Below are 21,927 nucleotides of genomic sequence, written 5' to 3'. Positions count from 1 at the left end.
GGGAACGGCGGCGCTGGCCGCCTGCTGCTGCGCCGTTGCGGGCGACGCGCCCACCATCAGCGCGAGCGCTGCGCAAGCCGTACCGAACCTCAAAACCATCATCCTCTCCCTGGGGGCCATCTTCGTGGCGATGATGCAGCCAAGCAGTGTCGCCACCCAGTTGTCAACAATACATATTTCAATTTGGCTTTTTCGGCACGGTGTGCTTCCTGTCGGCGCAATAATGGCTTCCAGCAGGGCGCCGCTCAGGGAGGACGATGATGGCGACACGCTCTGGCGCGGCAGGATCCGAATGGGTGTTGGCAGCGATGTCGCTCACAGGCGATGCCGGTGCGCAAACCCGCAATTCAATCGATGCGGATCTGCTTCCCGGGGGCGAAGCCAACCGTAAGCCTACGTCCGCGTTGATCGCGAACGGCCTCGTGCTCGTCAGCCTGACGGCGACCGAGGCGACGGGCAACGCGCTTTCGAATAATTTCCATTCGCATGGAGCCAAGGATCCGGCCGATCACGGTCTGACCACGCCGGCGCCGATAACGCTAGCAACCGCCGTGGCCGGCACCGTGATCGGCGAAGAAACCGTATTACGCGTGACGCTTCCCAACCGAACCGCGACGCCGGCGATCCAAACCAAGCTGACGATCATGAACGGCGACGGCTGCCAAGTGCAGCCCGCCCGCTTTGGCGACAAACACGTGTCGCTGTTCCTGGGAGAGACACGGAAGGTCACCGTGCGCCATCCTACGACCAGGGCGAAGGCGACCCGCATGACCCTAGGTGGCTGGAACGTCACCCCAACGATGGAGAAAGAACGTTGAAGACGATGCTTCTCGCTGCCGCGCTGATCGCCACGCCCGTCGCGGCGCAGACCATCGCCTCGCCAGATGGGCGACTGGCGATCACGCTGGCTACGAGCAACGACGGCCAGCCGAGCTATACGCTCAACGTTGCGAGCCGCACCGTCGTTGCCCCCTCGCCGCTCGGGCTCGAATTTGAACAGTACGCCAAACTGTCGAACGGCCTTCGCACCACGGCCGTCGAGACGACACGCGGTGAGGACCGCTATACGCTACCTGCGGGCAAGGTGGCCGCGGTCGCCGACCGCTACAACCAAATCGTCGTCCACATGGCCGAAGCGGAGGGCAAGCACCGCCGTCTCGACCTGATCATCCGCGCCTACGACACCGGCATGGCCTTTCGCTATGCCATCCCGCAGCAAAGTGACCTGACGACGCTGCGGATCGCCAACGAACTGACCCAATTTGCCTTCGCTGGTGACTATGCCTGCACCGGCCTCAATCTCGGCAGCTTCGGTACGAGCCACGAAGGCGAATACGACCCCGTCCAAGCTGCCGCGATCCGGCCGCACAACCTCTACGAACTGCCGCTCGTTTGCGACGCCGGAAACGGCGGCCCGACGATCGCGATCGCCGAGGCGGCGGTCGAAAACTGGCCCGCGATGTATCTCACCGGCACTGAGACCGGCGCGCTCGGCGTCGCAGCGAAGCTCACCCGACGTCCCGATGATCCCGCCATCGCGGTGAAGCTCGACGTCGGCGGCGGCGTGGTGTCGCCGTGGCGGGTCGTCATGGTCGCTGACAATGCGGGCAAGCTGATCGAGAACACACTGCTGACCAGCCTCAACCCAGCGCCGCAGGGCGACTTCGCTTGGGTAAAGCCGGGCAAGACCGCCTGGGACTGGTGGTCCGGCCCATTGCTCACCAGCGTACCAAAGGCCGGGTCCAACGCCGCAACAGAACGGGCTTTCATCGACTTCGCAGCCTCCCTCAAACTACCGTACATGATGATCGACGATGGTTGGTACGTTAACAGTGGTACGGGGCCACTCGTCCTACCCGGCGCCGATCCTACGAAACCGATCGCCGAACTCGATCTGCCGAACCTTATCACTTATGCGCGGCAGCATGATGTCGGCCTCATCCTGTGGGTCAACTGGGAATTGCTAGACCGCGACATGGAGACGGTACTTGCCTCGATCGAACAGCTCGGCGCGAAAGGGATCAAGGTCGACTTCATGAACCGCGACGATCAGGAGATGATCGAATTCTATCATCGGCTGGCCGCCGCGACCGCGCGACATCATCTGCTGCTCGATTTGCACGGTGCGACGCATCCTTGGGGAATGACGCGGACATGGCCTAACTTCCTGACGCAGGAAGGCGTACTCGGCGCGGAATACAACAAGTGGACAACGCGGATCACCGCCCGCCATAATATTACGCTCGCTTATACGCGTATGCTCGCCGGACCGCTGGACTACACCCCCGGCGCCTATCGCAACGCGACGCCGGCCACTTTCAAGATCGCGGTGATCGGCCCCCAGACGCAGACGACGCGTGCTGCTGAACTCGCCAAATACGTCGTGTTTGAAAGCCCGCTCCAGTCGGTGGCCGACACACCCGACGCCTATCGCGGCCAGCCAGGTCTCGACTTCCTCGCCGAGGTACCTGCGACCTGGGACGAGACGCGCTTCATCGCCGGCACGCTAGGCCATTCAATCGTACTGGCGCGGCGCAAGGGTGATACATGGTATCTCGGCGCGATGACCGATGCCGCACGGACAATTAACGTGTCGCTGGGCTTCCTCGGCAAGCGTCGCTACGTTGCTCGCACGTGGCAGGACGGCGCGACGCCAACCGACCTGGCTACTGCCAACCGGACGCTCGGAGCCACCGACAGCCTCGCGCTGACCCTTAATGCCTCCGGCGGCGCGGTCGCCGTCCTCGCTCCCGTCCGCTGACCCGTTGGAGACACCGTGATGATGAAGCTCGCTCTCACCGCCCTGCTCGCCGCCGGCGCCGTCCCCGCCGTCGCGCAAACGCAACCAACCGTCCCGCAGAAGGCGGAATGGGAACGCGAAGCCGAAGACCGGCTGCACAAGGATTTTGCCTGGCTTGGTCGCTATCAAGATGCCAATGCCAAAGTGACCGGCCCGGTCAGCGTCGTTTTCATGGGCGATTCGATCACGCAGGGCTGGTACGACAAGGTGCCGACATTTTTCGGCAACGGTCGCCTAGGCCGAGGCATAGGCGGCCAGACGACGCCGCAAATGCTGCTTCGCTTCCGCCAGGATGTGATTGATCTTCACCCGCAGGTGGTACAGATCATGGCCGGAACCAACGACATCGCGGGCAACACCGGCGCGATGACACCCGAACAGACCAAAGCAAACTTGATGTCGATGGCCGAGCTGGCGCGTGCGCACGGGATCAGGGTCATTCTCGCTTCAATTCCGCCGGCGGACCATTTCGCGTGGCGGCCCGGCCTCGATACCGCGACCCAGATTACAGCGCTCAACCGCTGGATGAAGGATTATGCGGCGCGCACCGGCGCGACCTATGCAGATTACTGGACCGCGCTGCACGACGGCCAAGCGCTGAAGGCGGACTGGACCTATGACGGCGTCCATCCCAATGAGGCGGGGTATGCAGTGATGGCGCCGGTTGCCGAAGCGGCTATCCGCACGGCGATCGCTAAGCCCGCCCCCCGGCCGATCGTGCGCTGATGATCGCGCTCGCTCTTGCGCTTGCCGGTGCGGCGCCCGGCCCGATGGTGCGAACCAACAACGGCCCCGTCCGCGGCGAGGCGGCGGGAAACGGCGCGATCTTCCGCGGCATACCGTTCGCCGCGCCGCCGGTTGCCGCACTGCGCTGGCGTGCGCCCAAGCCACCGAAGCACTGGACACAGCCGCGCGCGGCCGTGGCGCCGCATGCCGCCTGTCCGCAGATCGTCTATGGTGACTGGAACCGCTCCGCTGCGGAGGCGAGCAACGAAGACTGCTTGTTCGTCGACGTTCGCACGCCTGATCTGCACGGTACACTGCCGGTGCTCGTCTGGATCCACGGTGGTAGCAACCGCGCCGGCGCAGGTGGCGGAACGATCGAATCGCAAATTACCGATCAGGGCATCGTTCTGGTCAGCGTGCAATACCGGCTGGGCGCACTCGGCTTCCTGTCGCACCCGGCGCTAAGCCGCGAACAGGGCGGGCATAGTGGCAATTACGGCCTGATGGATCAACAGGCGGCGCTGCGCTGGGTTCGGCGTAACATCGCCCGCTTCGGCGGCGATCCAGCCCGCGTGACAATCGCCGGCGAATCCGCCGGCGCGATGGACGTCGGGCTGCACATGCTTAGCCCAGGTTCGCGCGGACTTTTCGGGCAGGCGATCGCGGAAAGCGGAACCGCCGGCTTCGGAACCGCCGCGCGCAGCCTCGCGGCGAACGAGGCGATCGGCGTGCAGATCGCCCGCCGAGCCGGGCTGGCGGCGGCCGCCACCGCGGCGCAGTTGCGCACCCTGCCGGTTACAGCGGTGCTGGCCGCGGACGCCAAGGTCGATGCGCCGAACCTCGACGACGACAGCTTCGTCTGGTTGCAGTCGATCGTCGACGGCCGAGTCCTGACGGATACGCCCGCGCGTCTATTGGCGCGTGGCCAAGTCAATGCCGCGCCGCTGGTCATCGGGATCAACGCCCGGGAGCTGACGCTGCACGGTGGTCTGCCCGCGGCAGCCGCGACGGTGCGGCGCGAGTTCGGTGCCAGCGCGGATCGCGCACTGCGCCTGTACGGGCTGCAGCCCGGCGGCGTACCGATACGTGATTCCCGGCTCGGCGACGTCACCGAACAACTGGCGGCGGACGTCACCTTCCGCTGTCCCGCCATCGCCGTTTCTAACGCCCTGACCGCGCATGGCGGCGCCGTCTGGCAGTATCAGTTCGATTATGCCCCGCCCAGGGGCAGCGTCAGCCATGCAAGCGAATTGGGGTACGTCTTCAACTCGCCGAAACCGGGGCAGCCGCCGTTGCAGGCCTATTGGGTCCAGTTCGTCAAGACGGGACAGCCGAACGGCAACGGCCTGGTCCGGTGGCCAGCGTACGACCGGATTGTGCGCCGGTACATGGCGTTCGATCAAGGCGGTCCAATCGCCAAGGCCAATCTGCGCCGCGACATCTGCGACTTGCGCGACGCGCCCTGACACCACCGCCGCGCCCGTCTGATCCCGCGGGCCGCCTATCCCGGCCACAGCCGCGCCGCGCCGCGAACGCCCGAACTATCGCCCCAGCGGGCCGCCACGATCCGCCCCTCCCAACGGCCGCCGAAGCTGTAGCGATCGACCACGCCGGGCAAAGCGTCGTAGATCTCCGCGACGTTGCTCATCCCGCCGCCGAGCACGAAAACGTCGGGGTCGACGATATTCGCGATCATCGCCATCGCCCGGCCAAGTCGGTCGACATAGGCATCGAGCGCCGCCACGGCGTGGCGCGCGCCGGCGCGTGCCGCGGCGACGATCGCAGGCCCTGTAACCGCCTCGCCGCTGCGCGCGGCGAAATCCTTCTGCAAACCAGTGCCGGAGACGAGCATGTCCAGGCAGCCGTGCTGCCCGCACCAGCAAGCCGGGCCGGGATATTCAGCGCTGGTCATCCACGGCAGCGGCACATGGCCCCATTCGCCACCCATGCCGTTCGCGCCCTCGACGATACGACCATCGACCACCAGCCCGCCCCCGACGCCGGTGCCGACAATCACCGCGAATGCAGAGCGGGCTCCGGCCGCTGCGCCGTCGACCGCTTCGGACAATGCCAGGCAATTGGCATCGTTGGCCGTGCGCACGTCGCGGCCGAGCGCAGCGGCGAGGTCGGCGTGGAAGGTGCGCCCGTTGAGGAAGGTCGCGTTGGCATTGCGCATCCGTCCGTCGCGCGGATTGGTCGACCCCGGCGTGCCCACGCCGATCGTGCCGACGCGGCCCGCTTCGGACTCCGCCCGCGCAATCAGGTCGCGTATATCGCGGATCGCATGCTCATAGTTGCCCGGATTGGGCACCCGCAGGCGCGCAAGGAAATGCCCGTCGCCGGCAAGCGCCGCCGCCTCGATCTTGGTGCCGCCGAAATCGATCCCGATTTGGATCATCTTCCCCCTCCCATCATCCCGACATTACCGTCCGCGTCACTAGCGCGACCGTGGTTTGGCTTATATTGGTATGGTGCATTGGCACTAGATGAGGCAAATCGAAACATGACGGGGGCGGATGAAATATCTCGGCCGAGCTACGTGACGAACGCCTCCACCCCGCTTAGGGTCGAGCGGCGCGAAAGAGGATGAGGATGGCGATCGGGTTCGGCAGCAAATCGAACGGGCGGAACGATCCCACCCTCGCCGATGGACGCGACGCCCGCCTGTCGCGCAGCCTGTCGGGCACCAATCTCGAACGCGCTGGCGACTATAATCTGCGTGCCGTGTTGCAGGCGGTGCGGCTGAGCGGCGATACCACCCGGGTCGCGATCGCGCAGCAGACCGGGCTTACCGCACCGACCATCGCCAACATCACCAGCCGGCTGGTCGAGATGGGGCTGGTGCGCAACGCCGGCCGGATGCAGGGTGGTCGCGGTCAGCCGGCGCTGCGATTGCAGGTCAACCCCGATGGCGCCTTTGCGATCGGCCTCAATATCGATCGCGATCACCTGACGTTGGTCACGCTCGATCTTGCCGGACAGGTGCGCAGCCGCTCGACCCGGGAGATCGCCTTCGCCATGCCTGACGACGTCGTCGCCTTCGTAACCGAAGACATCGACCGGGTGATCGCCGACGGCGGCGTCGACCGCGACCGTATTCTCGGCGTAGGCGTCGCGATCCCCGATGACCTGGGCCGCATCGCCCTGCCCCACCGCCCCGCCGGCTACGATCGCTGGAACGCCGTCGATCTGTCCGCGATGCTGTCGGTGCTGCCCTGGCCGATCCACTGCGACAACGATGCCGCCGCCGCCGCGCTGGGCGAGGCGGAATATGGCACGGGCTTCGACAATCCCAGCTTCTTCTATTTGTTGATAAGCGCCGGCCTCGGCGGCGGTCCGGTGATCGACCGATCGTATCATCGCGGCGCCAACGCACGCAGCGGCGAGATCGGGTTGATGCCCGATACCACCGGTCCGCCCGGCGCGACAGTGCAGGATACGGTGTCGCTGTCGGCATTGTTCGCTCGGCTGGAGAGGGCAGGCTTTGCCAAGCCGAACGTCGAGGATCTGGGCGGCGGCGACCCACTGATGGCGCCGGTCATCGAAGGCTGGCTGGCCGATGCGGTGCGCGCGCTGACCGCGCCGCTCGTCGCGATCAACTGCCTGCTCGATCCCGACGCGATCCTCATCGGCGGTCGGCTGCCGATGCCGCTGATCGAACGCCTTGCCGACGGCCTGACCGATGCGCTGGATGCAGTGCCGCAACCGTCGCGCGCGACGGTCATGCCGGCCATGATGGCGCGCGATGCCCCCGCGATCGGCGCGGCGATCCTGCCGTTTCTGGATCATATTCTACCTTCCGATTCGATCCTCATCCAAAGTGGCCGCCGATGATCCTGCGTCGCACCCTATCCCTCGCCGGAGCTGCGCTTCTGCTCGGCGCGGGTGAGCCGGAGGAGCCGGCCGCCAGCACGATCCGGGTCGATCAGATCGGCTATGAAACGGACGGACCGAAGACGGCGATCGTGGCGACCGCCGATGCGAAAGCGCTGTCCTGGCGATTGCTCAACTCCGCCGGCCGCACGGTTGCGCGGGGCAGGACATTGCCGTTCGGACCTGAAGCGGCATCCGGCGAGACGGTGCAACGGATCGATTTCGGCAGCGTATCGCGCGGGGGTGCCGGCTATCGCCTGGCGATCGGTACGGCGATGAGCCAGCCGTTCGCGATCCGCGATCGACCGTTCGCCGATGCCGCGACTGCGGCGATGGGCTTCTTCTATCAGCAGCGCAGCGGCGTGCCGATCGCCGCGCGCTACGTGCAGCGGCCCGATCTCGCCCGTGCCGCAGGACAGCCGCGTGAACTCGTCACCTGTTTTGCGGGCACGGACCAGCGCGGCGTGAAATGGCCGGGGTGCGACTACCGGCTGGATACGACCGGCGGCTGGTACGATGCCGGCGATCACGGCAAGTATACCGTCAACGGCGGCATCTCCACCTGGACGCTGCTCGATCTGCATGAACGGCTTGCCGCCTGGGGCGACGGGAAAGCTTTTGCGGATGGCCGACTGTCCCTGCCTGAAAACGGCAACGGCCAGGACGATCTGCTTGACGAGGCCAAGGTGGAAGTCGCGTTCCTGCTCTCGATGCAAGTGCCGCAAGGGGCAACATCGACGGTCGCGTTCAGCACAGATACCGGTCGACCGGCCACCGACTTTCGCGTGATTGATGCGGGCGGTCTGGTTCACACCAAGGTGGCGGACGAGCAATGGACGGGATTGCCGATGGCGCCAGCGGCTGATCCGATGCGCCGCTTCCTCTATCCGCCGTCGACCGCGGCGACGTTCAACATGGTCGCGGTGGCGGCACAGGCGGCGCGGATCTGGCGTGTTAGCGATCCTGTCTTCGCCGCGCGGGCGCTTGCTGCGGCGCGCAGGGGATGGGATGCGGCGCGGCGTGTGCCGGACCTGTACGCCACTTCCGATTTCTCCGGCAGCGGCGGCTATGGCGACAAGCAGATCGCCGACGAGCGCTTCTGGGCGGCCGCACAGATGTTCGTGACCACCGGTGAGGCAGGCTATCTGCAGGTGCTGATGGCATCGCCCTTCCTGCATGGCGGCGGCGTCGATCTCAGCTGGGGCGGGACGGAACTGGCAGGCCTGTTAACGCTCGCGACCGTCCCGAGCGTCCTCTCCCCGTCGACATTGGCCGAGGTCCGGGCGCATGTCGTCACACTTGCCGACCGATTGCTCGCGGAACGAGAGCGCAGCGGCTACCGCCTGCCGCTCGCCGGATCGGACTACGGTTGGGGCTCGAATTCGACGCTACTCAATCGAGCCATCGTGCTTGGCGTGGCGTGGCAGATCACGCGCAAGCCGCTCTACCGTGACGCAGTGGTCGACGTCGCCGACTATGTGTTCGGCCGCAACGCGCTCGACCGCTCGTTCGTAACGGGATTTGGCTCGCACACGATGCATCACCCGCATCACCGCTTCTGGGCCAAGGCGGCCGATGCACGCTATCCGGCCCCGCCCCCCGGCGTGCTGTCGGGCGGCCCGAACAACGGCGCGCGCCGCGACGACGAAGTGTTGAAAGGGACGTGCGTCGGTCAAACATGCTGGCGGGACGATTGGCGTGCGTTCACTATGAACGAGGTCGCGATCAACTGGAATGCGCCCCTCGTCTGGGTCACCGCCTTTCTGGACGCGACGCGGGTCCGCCGCGCTCCAGCGCCTGCATGACATAGTCGCGGATACGTTCGGCCCGTTCGTGCGAAGGCAGACCCAGCACGCCACGTACGGCAACTGGCAGATGGTCGGCGGCATGCGCCGCATTGGTGCCGAAGACATAATGGTCGAACCAGCTGCGGACTGCCTCGCGTTCGCCGGCCGGCATGTCGCGCACCGCGAGCAGCGCGTGGATCAATGCCGCGAACGGCGATGCGGCGGCTTGTTGGCCCCACCAAAAATTGACGAGCACATTGAGCGGCCCGCTCGCCTTGACGTCGTGCCACCATAAGGACGGGACGTAGATCGCATCGCCGGGCTCCAGTTCCGCGACCTGCATCGTCGCCATGGCGTCGGCGAAGCGGGGGTAAGAAGCGAGATCGGGCGCTTCGAGATCGATCATGCTCGTCGGTTGGCCGGCAATCGTCCGGTCGAGCGGGCCGACATACAGGTTCGGACCCTGATCGGGCGGGAAGAGAACGAAGCGGCGGCGTCCTGCGACGACCGCGGCAATGTTGCTGGATACGTCGTAATGGGTGGAAACGCGACTGGCGTTGCCGATCCAGAGGCGTGGAGTCGCCTCGGGTGTCGCCAGGGGCAGAGGATTGGCCTCGATCCAGCCCGGGAACGTATCGGGCGCGGATGCGGCGCCGGCGTAGATAGCAGGTGCAGCGGGATCGCCATCCTGCGCCAGCAGTTGGTCGAGCAGGATCGGCAGCAGCACCTGCGCGCGCGTGAAGTTGAAGCCGGTCAAGTCGGGCGTGTAGAAGAAGCGGCCCGCGACTTCGGGTGCGGCGATCATGACATTGGCCGGGCCGCCGCCGTCGAAATGACGGATGTACTCCGCCATCGCGGCGGAGCCGCGTCGGCCCGCGGCGACCGCCGGCCAATGACTGACGAGACCGCGCAGGATCACCGGCTGATAGGCAGGCACGATCTCGTCCGCGAATATCGCCGGGGTAACCGCACCAACCTCACGCACACGCGTAGCGGCATCGATTGCGGAATTCATATCGCTCCCTTTCATTTCAACCGTTTAGCGGCAGCGCGTGCAGATACAAAGAAGGGTGGGGTGCCGATCGGCACCCCACCCTCAGAGGGGGAGGATAAGGAAGGGTTCAGAAGGTCAAGCGCGTCGACAATGTGAACTGGCGATCGCTCTTGAAGAACGTTCGCGGCGCCTCAAGCCCCTGACCATTCAACAGGAAAGTCGTCTTTGTCGTGTTGTTGAGAATGTTCTGCACCTCGATACCGATCTTGAAGTTCCGGTTCACGGTCAGGAAGGTCGATCCATCGAGCTGCCCCGTCGGCAAAGCGTAGATGGGCAGGAACGGGAAGCAGCAATCCCGGTTGTTCAACAGGAACTTCGAACGCCAGCTATACGCAATCCGCGCCGAAAAGACGCTGAGATCGTAGAATGCCGCGACGTTGAAATTGTGCTTCGACAGGCCGGCGAGAGGCAAATTGTCGTACAGGCCACCGACGTCCAACGGCGGACGGTTGCCATCGTTGGCGGCGTTCGCCGGCAGCGAGTTCGGCAGATTGCCCGCATCTACGAACGTGTAGGTGGCTTGCGACCCGAAGCCGCGCAGGAACCCCGGCAGGAAGTCGTAGGTCTGCTGATAAGACACCTCGACGCCCTTGATCTTGCTGCTTCCCGCACCGTTGTTCGGACCGGTCACGCTCGCCGTGAATGTCTGGCCGTTGTTGGTGAACGTCCGATTGTAGCCGAAGTTATCGAGAATGATGTCCGACAGGCTCTTGTAGAAACCGGCGACCGTCAGCTGACCGACCTTGGCGAAATACCATTCGGCGGTCAGATCGAATTGATTGGCGAGAACCGGCACGAGAAACGGGTTGGAATTCGACGTGGCACCGTCGAAATTGTAAACGCCCGACGCGTTGCCGCCGCTGGGACTGATCGACGTGACGTTGCGCAGGCTGCCGAAGTTCGGCCGCGATATCGCCTTAGAATAAGCGAAACGCATGAGGAACTTAGGACTGAAGTCGAGGCGCAAGTTGAAGCTCGGCAACCAGCGATCATAGGATTGGCTGGCGACCGACGGCGTCGATCCGCCGTTGGCGAACGCCAACGCCGCCTGCGCTTGCGCCAGCGGGATCGTGCAAAGCGGGTCGACCGTGTTGAACAAGCCAGGGCTTGCCGCGCGGAACGCGCAGTAAGAGGCGATATCGGTATAGCGCGCGGGTCCGACCGTACCGTCGGGCAGTACGTTGTTGTCGGGACGGAATACCGTCGTCGACTGCGGGAAATTGATGCTGCCGAACGCCTTGTCCTGCGTCCGAACCCACCGCACGCCTATGTTCCCCGACAGGCTCATGCCGTCTCGAACGAAGTCGTCCTTGCCGAAATCCAGGCGGGCATATGCCGCATAGGTCTTCTCGGTGTTCCGATAGACCTCGTTCGGAAGGAAATATCCGTCTACCAGCGGCTTGCCGTCAGACCGCACGCGATCCTCGATCGGCACGTAGGTACCGCCGCCGGCCTTCGTGATACCACGGATCAACGAGATGAACGCATCGTGATTGCTGATGATGTCAGGATTGACGTAGTTTGCGCTTGGCGGCGCGGCAACTTCTCCGCGTAGGAAGTTGTCGAATACGTGCAATCCGTAAGTACCAGCAGGCGCTTGGGCGAACGACTGCGGGCCCGCACCTGTCCAGGTCTGCGATACCGCACCCCAATTGAGGTAATCATTCGTCCGGACCGTTTGGTCACGCGACGCGTAGCGGCCTCCGACGCGGATCTTCCGCAGGAAGGAATCCTCTGCCAGGTCGTATTGTGCGTCGCCACGGAAGGCCCATTCCTGGCCATCGTTAATGTTGCGATTGTTGAATGCGTCGGCGAAATAGACGCTTTGGGGATTTGCGAAATAGCTCGCCGTATTGAAGCCGGGCGTCTGAAATTGAACGGTTGGGAAGCTGGTCCGCGTATCGATCGCCGCCTGCGTCTGCGTTGCCGTATCAAGAACGTCATCACGACCCTTAACGTTCGACTTCACATATTGCCCGTCGAGGTTCAGGTGGAGGCGATCAGTCACGTCCCATTTCACGTTGATCGCGTGATCCTGGGTAACGGAGTCGGAGTTAAAATATCGGTTGGTGAGGCCGGTATTCAGACCATTGGCGACGAACTGGGTCAGCGGGCCGTAGCCCCCGCCATTTGGCAGATTACCCTGCAGAGCCCCGGTATTGCGCCCCAGTACGCCCGACGTGAAAACCCCATTGGCGTCATAGGTCGGCGTTACCCCACCTACGGGAAACGTTGTGGTCGCGTCGGGATAATAGACCGACGGTTCGATCGTGCGATCGAGATGCTCCTCGTAACTGTCGGTTCGCAGATACTGCGCCGTAAACAAGAAGGTTTTGTCGGCGTTTTCGTACTGAAGTGCACCGGAGAAGCCGAGGCGCTCGCGGTTGATGTGCTCCTCCCGGTAGCCGGCACCAAGCGGCACATAGACGCGGCTGGTACCGTTGGGCACCGGATAGGTGTCGAACAACGTCGAGGCGAACGGCGTGCCGGCGTTGATCGTGCGGCCTTCGCCGGCATCCTGGACGCCGTTGCCATTCCGATCATCATTGTAGCGTGGCAGGTATGACGACAGGAACACGGAGTCGGCGCGGTTGCGGAACTGCGAGTAAGTAACGCTGCCAAGAATGCCGATGCGGCCACCGCCCACATCGAATTGCTTCGAGAACAAGGCGACACCCGATGGCGTACCGCGGCCTTCAAAGTCGCCATAGCTCATCCCGCCAGACACGTAGAGCAGGTTCTTGTCCGTATCGAACGGCTTGCGGGTATTGATGTTCACGGTACCCGAGATACCGCCCTCGATGAGATCGGCCGTCAGGTTCTTGAAGACCTCGACCGATCCAACAAGCTCGGACGGCACGTCGTTGAAGCCGATTTCACGACCACCATTCGCGGCGAAGGTGTCGCGACCATTGAACTCCCCGCGGACGTAGGACAGCCCGCGGATGACGACGCCCGATCCCTGGACCGAAAAATGCTGCGCATCCGTCGGCGCGGCAAAGCGGCTGATCGCGACGCCGGGAACGCGCTGGAGCGCCTCGTTGACCGAACGGTCCGGAAGCGCGCCGATGTCCGACGCCGTAATCGCGTCGACGACCGTGTCGCTGTTCTTCTTGATATTTTGCGCGGTCGCCAAACTCTGACGGGTGCCGGTAACGACGATTTCCTCGCGATCAACGTCAGGCGGCGTGACCGATGCATCCTGCGATGCGCCCGATGTACCGGTGGTGGCGGCGGCCTGATCCTGAGCCGTGGCGGCGGTTCCGGCCTGGACCGATGCCGCACCCGACGTCGTGCCCGGCGAACCGGCGGTCACCGGCTTGGTCGGGGTCACGCCATCTTGCGCGACGGCCGGCACGGCGCAGAGAATGGCGATTACGGAAACGCCGACGCTCAACGTAGCCCGACCAGCCTTGCGACCGGCATGCGTATTCGCGCGAGTCATCATGTCTTCCCCTTCAGTCCTCATCCCGCAACCGCCCCCCGGTACGAAGCCGGACAGTCTGGTCGTCGTTTGCGTGGCGTGTTGCTCAACGTCTCTGGCGGATTGCTATCGCGGCCAAAAAGAACCCACAAGCAAAATATCGCAACTTGATATAAGTATCTATTGGAGTAGGCTTTTGAGCAACAGGTATGGCCCGCGGGCTCGGTCCGGAGGCTCGCTGCGTTGGGAAGAGGCACGATGAAGGCGTACTCAGTGGCCGAGAATCCCCAACTGCGAGCCAGGCGCATTGCCGGGGCGGAGGCAGCTTTGCCATGCGGTGTCAGTGGCGTGCTGAATTCATCATCCTCGATGACGTCGCCAGTTGGCTCGATGACCCGACCGTTCAGCGCCATGTGGAGACGAGCTGATGATCGACGCGCTGGACCCACACCGCGTCGGGGACACGCTGCGGTGGTAATACCCGACCGCCTTTAAGCCGATGCCGATGTCGGGCTGATCCCGCGCCGCGTGGCACGGACATCTGACCCGACGCGATCCGAAGAAGGAGTTTGATATGGCGATGATCGATCGACGGACCGCGCTGCTGGGTGGCGTTGCGGCGGTGGCGGGATGCACGACGCTGCCACGGCGCGACGGTGTGCGTGACCCATCGCGCTTCGTCACCGTCGACGGCGGCGGTTTCAGACGCGACGGCAGGCGCTATCGCTATGCGGGCGCCAATATCTGGTATGGCGCATGGCTGGGCGCGGACACCGCTTATGGCGACCGCGCGCGGCTTGGCCGCGAACTGGATAGATTGCACACATTGGGCATCCGCAACCTGCGTATCCTCGGATCGGCGGAATTGTCGCCGCTGAAGAATTCGATCACCCCGGGATTTCGTGACCGCACCTCGACCTATAACGTCGATCTGCTGAAGGGGCTCGACTGGACGCTGGCCGAAATGGCGAAGCGCGACATGACCGGAGTGGTCTACCTGACCAACTTTTGGGAATGGTCGGGCGGCATGATGACCTACCTGTCCTGGGTCAACGCAGGCCGTTTCATCGACATGAACGATCCGGCACATCCGTGGCCCGAATTCGCCGACTGGAACGCCGCTTTCTATACCAACTGCCAGGCGCAGGCGATGTACCGCGACTATGTCCGCGCGCTGGTGTCGCGGACCAACAGCGTCACCGGGATCGCCTATGCCGATGACCCGACGATCATGGCGTGGCAGCTCGCCAACGAACCGCGCCCGGCGGGCTCCGCGACCGTTGCCCTCCCCAATCTGCCGCACTTCTATCGCTGGGTCGACGAGACCGCGCGCTTCATCAAGACGCTGGATGCGAACCATCTCGTCTCGACCGGCTCGGAAGGGCTCAAGGGGTCTATCGAGCGGGAGGATGTCGTGCTCGCGACGCATCGCGCCGGCTCGATCGACTATCTGACGACGCATATCTGGCCAAACAACTGGAGCTGGATGGACGCCGGCAATCTCGCCGGCACCTACGACGCGGGCGCGGCGAAGGTTGCCGATTATATCGACGCGCACATCCGGATGGCGAACACCTTGGGCAGACCGTTGGTGATCGAGGAGTTCGGCTATCCGCGCGATGGGCAGCATGCCTATGATCCGTCGATAGGCACGACATACAAGGACCGGTTCTACCGACAGATCTATGCCGCGGTAGAGGCGGATGCAGCGCGCGGCGGCGCCCTTGCAGGGTCCAATTTCTGGGCGTGGAACGGCGAGGCGCGCACGCCGCATGCCGACCATCGCTTCCAGCGCGGCGACCTCGGCTATATGGGGGATCCGCCTCATGAGCCGCAGGGTTGGTACGGCGTCTTCGACAGCGATCAGACGACGCAGGCGATCATCCGCGCGCACGCCGCCGCGATCGCCGCGCTGTGATCCTGACTCGGCGCGACGCGCTTGCACTCACCGCGGTCGCCGGCGTCGCGCAGGGGCTGCCGGCCTGGGCCGCACGCTCCGGCGCCCGTGCGGGCACACTGTGTAATCCGCAGTCTTCCGCCGCCGCGCGACGGCTTTATGCCTATCTTTGGAGCCAATACGGCAAGCGGACGCTGACGGGTCAGCAGGAACAGGGCGCGATCCCACCCAATCCTAACCGCGAACTCGCATATCTCGAGCAGGTGACGGGCCGGCTGCCCGCCATTCTCGGGCTCGATTATATCAATCCACCCGACAATGACGCGGTGAATGCGCGCGCGACCGAATGGGCGCGGGCCGGCGGAATCGTGACGCTGTGCTGGCATTGGGGGGCGCCCGACATCGGCACCGGCTATGACAATTCCAAACAGGATTTCGATGTCGCGGCGGCGCTTCATGTCGGCACCGCGCAGCATGACGTGATGATGCGTGATCTCGACGAGACCGCACGCCTGCTCGCGGTACTCCGCGACCGTGGCATTCCCGTGCTGTGGCGGCCGTTCCACGAGTTCAGCGGCGACTGGTTCTGGTGGGGCAAGCACGGTCCCAATGCCTTCAAGGCGTTGTGGGCATTGATGTACGACCGATTCACCCGCGTCCATAAGCTCGATAATCTGATTTGGGTGCTCGGCTGGGCGGGGCAGAATGTCGACCCCGCCTGGTATCCCGGTCGCGCGTCAGTCGATGTCGCCGGTGCCGACATCTACGCACACGATCACGGCAATCTCGCGCCGATGTTCGCGCAGGTGAAGGCGATCGTCGGCGACGATGTGCCGATCTGTCTGCACGAAAACGGGCCGGTGCCCGATCCGGCGGAACTGGGTCCGTCGGCGGACTGGCTGTGGTTCATGACCTGGCACAGCCGCTGGCTGATGGGCGACGACCAGAACCGGCCCGACCAGCTGCGCCGGGATTACAACACGACGCGCTTCATCACCCGGGACGAACTTCCCGCATCGTTGAGGATCAGATGATGAGAACCGGATTTGCGCTGCCGCTCGCAATGCTGCTCGCAGCATCGGCGAGCGGCGCCGCCACGCCGACGGTCAGCCCGACCACCGTCGCGGTCGGCATGCCGCTTGCGGTGCATGTCGGCGGCCGCGTCGAGCGGATCGCGGCAGGATACCGGCGGCAATGGCCAGGCACCTATTTCGAGGCAGCGTTCCGGGGCCGCGAGGTGCTCATGAAGCTGGGCGCAGGTGACGTCATCCTGCGGGTCACGGTCGATGGACGCCCCATCGCGCCGCTCGTAAAGCCCGGCCCCGGGGTCTACAGGATCCACGGTCTGGCCGCGGGCGATCACATCGTCCGCGCCGATGTCGCAAGCGAAAGCCAAGCCGCGCCGACCGTGTTCGGCGGCTTCTATGCCGCGCCCCGCACCCGTGGATTGGCCCCGCCCGCCCGGGCGCGCCAAATCGAGTTCATCGGCGATTCGCATACCGTCGGCTACGGCAATCGCGCGACCAAACGCGATTGCACCGAGGCGGAGGTCTGGGCGACGACGGATACGTCGCAAGCGATGCCGGCGCAACTCGCGCGCCACTACGATGCCGATTATCAGGTCAATGCCATTTCCGGCCGCGGCATCGTCCGCAACTACGATGGCATGGCGGCCACCACCCTCCCCGCCGCTTATCCCTTTACACTCTTCGATCGACGCGCACTCTATCGCGATCCAGCGTGGCATCCGCAACTGATCGTCATCGCGCTCGGCACCAATGATTTCACCACACCGCTTCGCCCCGGCGAACCTTGGCCGAACCGCGCCGCGCTGCATACAGACTTCGAACGGACCTACATCGATTTCGTCCACCGCATCCATGCCGACGATCCCGGCGCCCGCATCCTGCTATGGGCGACCGACATGGCGGGTGGCGAGATCGCGGCCGAGGTCGCAAAGGTCGCCGATCGCCTGGCAGCGCAGGGAGAACCGGTCGCGTTCGTCCCCGTTCGTGGCCTGGCCTTCGACGCGTGTCACGCCCATCCGTCGATCGCCGACGACGGCAGGATCGCCTCGGCGATCACCGCCTATCTCGATGGCCAGCCCGGCCTGTGGGCACAGCGATGATCGGCCGGCGGCATGCCCGCTTCCCGGCGGGGGATCGATCGCGCCGAACGCGATGGTCCGGAATCCTCGGGTTGGCGATCGCCGTGACGGCGGTGCCCTCGTCTGTCGCGGCGCGCACCGCATGGCCGGGCAAGGCGAGAGCGGCGATCGTCCTGACGTATGACGATGCGCTCGTATCGCAGCTGGATCATGCCATCCCGACATTGGATGCGGCAGGTCTCAAGGCGACGTTCTTCCTGTCTGGCGTCCGCCAAGCCGATGTCGCGCGCTGGCGGGCGGCGGCCTCGCACGGGCATGAGCTTGGCAACCATACGATATTCCATCCGTGTGCGGCGGCCACCTATCCTGCCGATCCGCACTACACCGCGGAGGCCTACACTCCGGCAACCATGCTCCGGGAGATTGCGGCACAGAACGTGTTGCTGAGCGCGCTCGACGGCAAAAGCCGTCACGCCTTCGCCACGCCCTGCGGCCAGACGGTCGCCGGCGGTGCCGACTATCTGGGCCCGCTCGCAGCCTCCCGCCTCGTCACTTCGGTTCGTGGGGTGTCGGCAACACCGGCCGACCTTGCCGTCGACGGTGCAACCCGCGACGTCATGCACATCCCCGCCCGCGGTTTCGCCGAGCATACGACGGGTGAACAATTGATCGCTTATGCTCGACAGGCGGAGGCCGGGGGCGGCATCGCGGTGTTCCTGTTCCACGGCATCGGTGGCGACCACCTCGCGATTTCGAACGAAGCGCATCGTGCTTTGATCAACTGGCTGCGTTCCCACAAACGGGACGTCTGGACGACGACGCTGAGCAAGGCGTTGGCATGGGAAGCGACGCACCAGCGAGGGCCTTTTGATGCGAAACACCCGGCCAGCCGCCGCTGAGATCAGGAACTATCGATGTGAACCTAGCGATCTATTCCTGATAGGAGACCTCGAGGCCGAGCATTCGAGGCGGCAAGCCGTCGATCGACGCTGCACGACGGTTGTGAGCGGCGTCCGACAGAGTCACTGAAGGGGTCTTGTGGAAGACCGCCTTCAGTCACCAATTCCATGCGCCCAAAAACCGCTGAGGCCTTGGATCCAACGCGCAAATGCCGGTTGCTAGGCGGTCGCGGCTGCCGGCTTGCGCGCATACAGGCCGTAGAGCAGGATCAGCGCGTAGCAGATCGCAGGCAGCAAAAGCGCGAAATGCAGGCTACCCGATTTGTCCGCCAGCATGCCGGTCAAATACGGGATGATCGCGCCACCGACGATCGCCGTGGCGATCACACCCGAGCCTTCGGCCGCGCGCTTGCCGAGACCCTCGGACGCCAGCGAGAAGATCGTGGGAAACATCACTGCGTTCATCAACCCGATCGCCAACAATGCCCAGCCAGAGGCCGCGCCCTCGGTGTTCGCGGAAATCAGGATCAACGCCAGCGTGCCCGTCGCGACCCCGGCCAGCACCTTGCCCGGCAACACCTTGTTCAGCACATATGCGCCGATGAACCGACCGACCAACGCCCCGCCCCAGTAAAAGGGCACGTGCTTGCCGGCAGCGACGTCGCTGAGGCCCATGACGCTCGGCTGCATCAGGTAATTGACGATCAGCGAGCCGACCGCGACTTCTGCGCCGACGTACAGGAAGATGCACGCCGTCCCCATCGCGAAACGCGGACGCTTGAGCAGCGTGAACGCGTGGAAGATGCTTCCGGCCTGGTCCTGCTCTTCATTGAGCCGGTTGCGGCGGGTCCACACCACGGCGGCGACGATCAGCAGAGCGATCGCAAGACCGATATAGGTATGTACCACCGTCCGCGAGGATTCGGACCGATAGGCATTGAGCGCGGCACCGGTGAGCTTCGACGAGTCGACCGTCGCCAGGCCGCCGAGGATCAGCGCGGAGCCGACATACGGAAAGATCGTTGTGCCGAGCGAGTTGAAGGCCTGTGCAAAGGTTAGCCGGCTCGAGGCGGACTTCGGATGGCCGAGCGCGGAGATCAGCGGATTGGCGACAACCTGAACCACGGTGATGCCCGCGCCGAGCACGAACAGCGCGAACAGGAACATGCCGAAGCTCGCCTGTCCCGCGGCCGGAATGAACAACAGGCAGCCCGCCGTCATCGTCACGAGGCCGAGCGACGCGGTCCGCATATAGCCCGCTTTCCGGACGATCGCGGCGGCGGGGATCGAGAATAGCGCATACGCGAGGAAAAAGGCCGACTGGACCAGCATCGCGGTCGCGTGGTCCAGCGTGAAGAGCTCCTTCATCTTCGGGATGATAATGTCGTTGAGCGAGGTGATGCCGCCGAAGATGAAGAACAGCGCAAAAACAAACACCCGGAGGTCTGGCGCATCATAGCCGTGGCTAGCGTCGCCTGCGGCTGCTGGTGTGGATCCGATATCAACGTGCATCTGGTTTACGGCCCTTTACGAGAAACGCCGCGACATAAGCCGCGGCAGCCCGGCGCGGCAATGTCGCGCCATAGGCGATCGACCTCTGGATCGAGCGGTAGCGCGAGGCGAGACGAAGCCGCACCTCTTCAGCCAAGACAGGATCGTCAACGGCATCGATGTCGTCCACCGCGCGGTCCGGATTCGCCCCCGATAGGCCTGCCCCGAGCCGGGCTGAACGATAGGCTTCGGCGGCATCCTCGAAACCGGAGGGTTGGACGGTCTATACATCGGCGGCGCGATGCATAGATCGGATTGCAGGAGGCGCCGAAGCCGCGGCGGAAGCCTTGAGGAAGGTGTCGTGCGGTTCCGCCAGCGCGACGGCGTCACGGATCGAACCCTTCATCCGCTCGAACGCCGCTTCGAGATCAGATACGGAGAAATGATCCGCTAGCGGGTCGTGCGCCGCGGCATCGATACCGAAACCGGCGTACATCGATAGCCAACTCGGATCCTGAAACGATTCCCATTCATACCGCACGAGGTGCCCGCGCGCCTTGAACAACCTCATCTTGCGCGCCAGCGGCTCGGGCAGGGCGGTATCTCGACAGCGATCCCACAACGGCTCGCCTCGCCTGTCGTTCGCGAAATAATGCAGGATCAGGAAGTCCCGAATACGTTCGTACTCGAGCCCCGTGGTCCTGTTGTATTCCTCCGCCAGAGCCTGATCAAAACCGCGATCCGGCAGCAGGGCGAGCAACTTCTCCAACCCGGTCTGAATAAGGGTGATGCTCGTCGATTCCAGCGGCTCCATGAAACCCGCGGCGAGTCCGAGCGCGACGCAGTTCCCCTGCCAGAAGGCATGGCGACGACCGGTACGGAAGCGGATGATGTTCGGCTCAGCCAACGCTGCGCCCTCAAGGCGCCCCTTCAGGGTTCCAGCGGCCTCGTCGTCCGAGATGTGGCGGCTTGCATAGACGTAGCCGTTGCCGACCCGGTGCTGCAGCGGAATCCGCCATTGCCATCCGGCGGAAAGCGCCGTGCTGCGCGTGAAGGGCGTGAGCGGCCCCGAACGTTCGCACGGCATGGCAACCGCACGATCGCAGGGCAGCAGGTTGGTCCAATCCTCGTATGGCACGCCGAGCGCATCGCCGAGCAGCAACGACCGAAAGCCTGAGCAATCGATGAACAGGTCGCCTTCGATCGTCTTGCCGCACGTCGTATCGAGGCCCGCGATAAACCCCGTGGCTCTATCGACGCGAACGTTGGTGATCGTGGCGTCGACGTGCCCGACGCCCCATTCGCTCGCCTTCTTGGCAAGGAAGGTGGCGAACAGGCCCGCGTCGAAATGGACCGCCCAATCGAAGAAGAGGAGGTCGTGAACCGGACTGTCGGTTGGCTGCATGAAGAGGTTTCGTTCGGCGAGTGCGGTCGCCAGACAGAAATCGGACAGCGGCGTCAGGTGGCCCGCTGCGTTCATCTTGCGCCAATAGTGGTGGAACGCCACGCCGCGTGACCGCATTCCATATAGACCAAACGGGTGGAAGAACCGCTCTCCTTGGCGCTTCCAATCCACAAACTCGATGCCGAGCTTCACGGTGCCCTGCGCGGCCGCCATCACCTCCTGCTCGGTGACGCCGATCTGCCGGAAAAAATCCCGTATGCCCGGAACGGTCGCCTCACCGACGCCCACGGTACGGATGTCGGTGGAGTCAACGACCGTGATGGCGACAGACTGACGATCGAGCCGGCGCGCGAGGAGCGTCGCCGCCATCCATCCCGCGGTCCCTCCGCCAACGATGACGATCGACCGCAGCGGTCCCGTTCCCGGCATTGGCTCCGTTGCGTCCTTCACGATCACCTCCCCAA

Annotated in this window: 16 protein-coding genes; 10 read left to right on the top strand and 6 right to left on the bottom strand. The window is 64.5% G+C overall.

Features of this window, described 5'->3' with window-relative positions; all coding sequences use genetic code 11:
• Nucleotides 1-257: 257 nt before the first annotated feature.
• The 4 genes from HD841_RS17500 to HD841_RS17485 are packed head-to-tail and all read left to right on the top strand — an operon-like array spanning nt 258 to nt 4,992.
• Nucleotides 258-818 carry a hypothetical protein gene (locus HD841_RS17500; RefSeq protein ID WP_179510172.1) on the top strand — a complete coding sequence of 187 codons (561 nt, stop codon included), beginning with the start codon at nt 258-260 and terminating at the stop codon, nt 816-818.
• Between the two features lie 5 nt (nt 819-823).
• Nucleotides 824-2,761: a glycoside hydrolase family 97 protein gene (locus tag HD841_RS17495; RefSeq protein ID WP_179510190.1), complete on the top strand. Its 1,938-nt coding sequence runs from the start codon at nt 824-826 to the stop codon at nt 2,759-2,761.
• Nucleotides 2,762-2,782: 21 nt separating this feature from the next.
• On the top strand, nt 2,783-3,526 hold the full coding sequence (locus HD841_RS17490) for an SGNH/GDSL hydrolase family protein (protein WP_373563060.1): 744 nt from the start codon (nt 2,783-2,785) through the stop codon (nt 3,524-3,526).
• Nucleotides 3,526-4,992, top strand: a complete 1,467-nt coding sequence (locus HD841_RS17485; RefSeq protein WP_218845614.1) for a carboxylesterase/lipase family protein — start codon at nt 3,526-3,528, stop codon at nt 4,990-4,992. Before HD841_RS17490 ends, HD841_RS17485 begins: the two co-directional genes overlap by 1 nt.
• 35 nt (nt 4,993-5,027) lie before the next feature.
• On the opposite strand, the gene HD841_RS17480 is transcribed toward HD841_RS17485, so the two are convergent.
• Nucleotides 5,028-5,924 carry an ROK family protein gene (locus tag HD841_RS17480; RefSeq protein WP_179510170.1) on the bottom strand — a complete coding sequence of 299 codons (897 nt, stop codon included), beginning with the start codon at nt 5,922-5,924 and terminating at the stop codon, nt 5,028-5,030.
• Nucleotides 5,925-6,118: 194 nt separating this feature from the next.
• Here HD841_RS17480 and HD841_RS17475 point away from each other — a divergent pair, with 194 nt between their 5' ends.
• Together HD841_RS17475 and HD841_RS17470 are read left to right on the top strand one after the other, a co-directional pair.
• Nucleotides 6,119-7,360: an ROK family transcriptional regulator gene (locus tag HD841_RS17475; protein ID WP_179510169.1), complete on the top strand. Its 1,242-nt coding sequence runs from the start codon at nt 6,119-6,121 to the stop codon at nt 7,358-7,360.
• Complete coding sequence (locus HD841_RS17470; RefSeq protein ID WP_179510168.1) at nt 7,357-9,204, top strand: glycoside hydrolase family 9 protein; 1,848 nt, start codon at nt 7,357-7,359, stop codon at nt 9,202-9,204. Before HD841_RS17475 ends, HD841_RS17470 begins: the two co-directional genes overlap by 4 nt.
• On the opposite strand, the gene HD841_RS17465 is transcribed toward HD841_RS17470, so the two are convergent.
• A complete protein-coding gene (locus HD841_RS17465) occupies nt 9,152-10,201 on the bottom strand; it encodes a cupin-like domain-containing protein (RefSeq protein ID WP_179510167.1) in 1,050 nt (349 codons plus the stop codon). The genes HD841_RS17470 and HD841_RS17465 overlap by 53 nt on opposite strands.
• Before the next feature lie 106 nt (nt 10,202-10,307).
• Complete coding sequence (locus HD841_RS17460) at nt 10,308-13,688, bottom strand: TonB-dependent receptor (protein ID WP_179510166.1); 3,381 nt, start codon at nt 13,686-13,688, stop codon at nt 10,308-10,310.
• A 550-nt stretch (nt 13,689-14,238) separates the two neighbouring features.
• Here HD841_RS17460 and HD841_RS17455 point away from each other — a divergent pair.
• From HD841_RS17455 to HD841_RS17440, 4 genes are all read left to right on the top strand, one after another.
• Entirely contained in the window at nt 14,239-15,582 is a 1,344-nt protein-coding gene (locus HD841_RS17455; RefSeq protein WP_218845612.1) for a glycoside hydrolase 5 family protein, read from the top strand.
• A complete protein-coding gene (locus tag HD841_RS20815; protein ID WP_373563057.1) occupies nt 15,579-16,595 on the top strand; it encodes a glycosyl hydrolase in 1,017 nt (338 codons plus the stop codon). Before HD841_RS17455 ends, HD841_RS20815 begins: the two co-directional genes overlap by 4 nt.
• Nucleotides 16,592-17,689 (top strand): SGNH/GDSL hydrolase family protein, encoded by a 1,098-nt coding sequence (locus HD841_RS17445; RefSeq protein ID WP_306455798.1) that lies wholly within the window; start codon nt 16,592-16,594, stop codon nt 17,687-17,689. Before HD841_RS20815 ends, HD841_RS17445 begins: the two co-directional genes overlap by 4 nt.
• Before the next feature lie 71 nt (nt 17,690-17,760).
• A complete protein-coding gene (locus HD841_RS17440; RefSeq protein ID WP_257015715.1) occupies nt 17,761-18,567 on the top strand; it encodes a polysaccharide deacetylase family protein in 807 nt (268 codons plus the stop codon).
• A gap of 219 nt (nt 18,568-18,786) precedes the next feature.
• Here the strand turns inward: HD841_RS17440 and HD841_RS17435 are convergent, their stop codons facing one another.
• The 3 genes from HD841_RS17435 to HD841_RS17425 all read right to left on the bottom strand — a co-directional run bounded on the left by HD841_RS17435 (nt 18,787) and on the right by HD841_RS17425 (nt 21,913).
• Nucleotides 18,787-20,079: a sugar MFS transporter gene (locus HD841_RS17435; RefSeq protein WP_179510164.1), complete on the bottom strand. Its 1,293-nt coding sequence runs from the start codon at nt 20,077-20,079 to the stop codon at nt 18,787-18,789.
• Nucleotides 20,069-20,248, bottom strand: a complete 180-nt coding sequence (locus HD841_RS17430; RefSeq protein ID WP_179510163.1) for a hypothetical protein — start codon at nt 20,246-20,248, stop codon at nt 20,069-20,071. Before HD841_RS17430 ends, HD841_RS17435 begins: the two co-directional genes overlap by 11 nt.
• A 93-nt stretch (nt 20,249-20,341) precedes the next feature.
• On the bottom strand, nt 20,342-21,913 hold the full coding sequence (locus HD841_RS17425) for a tryptophan halogenase family protein (protein WP_373563056.1): 1,572 nt from the start codon (nt 21,911-21,913) through the stop codon (nt 20,342-20,344).
• Nucleotides 21,914-21,927: the final 14 nt, after the last annotated feature.

Origin of the sequence: Sphingomonas melonis (assembly GCF_013409985.1) — a bacterium.
GTDB lineage: Bacteria > Pseudomonadota > Alphaproteobacteria > Sphingomonadales > Sphingomonadaceae > Sphingomonas > Sphingomonas melonis_A.
Note: the sequence above shows the minus strand (reverse complement) of the source record. Positions and strands in the feature narration are given on the sequence as shown.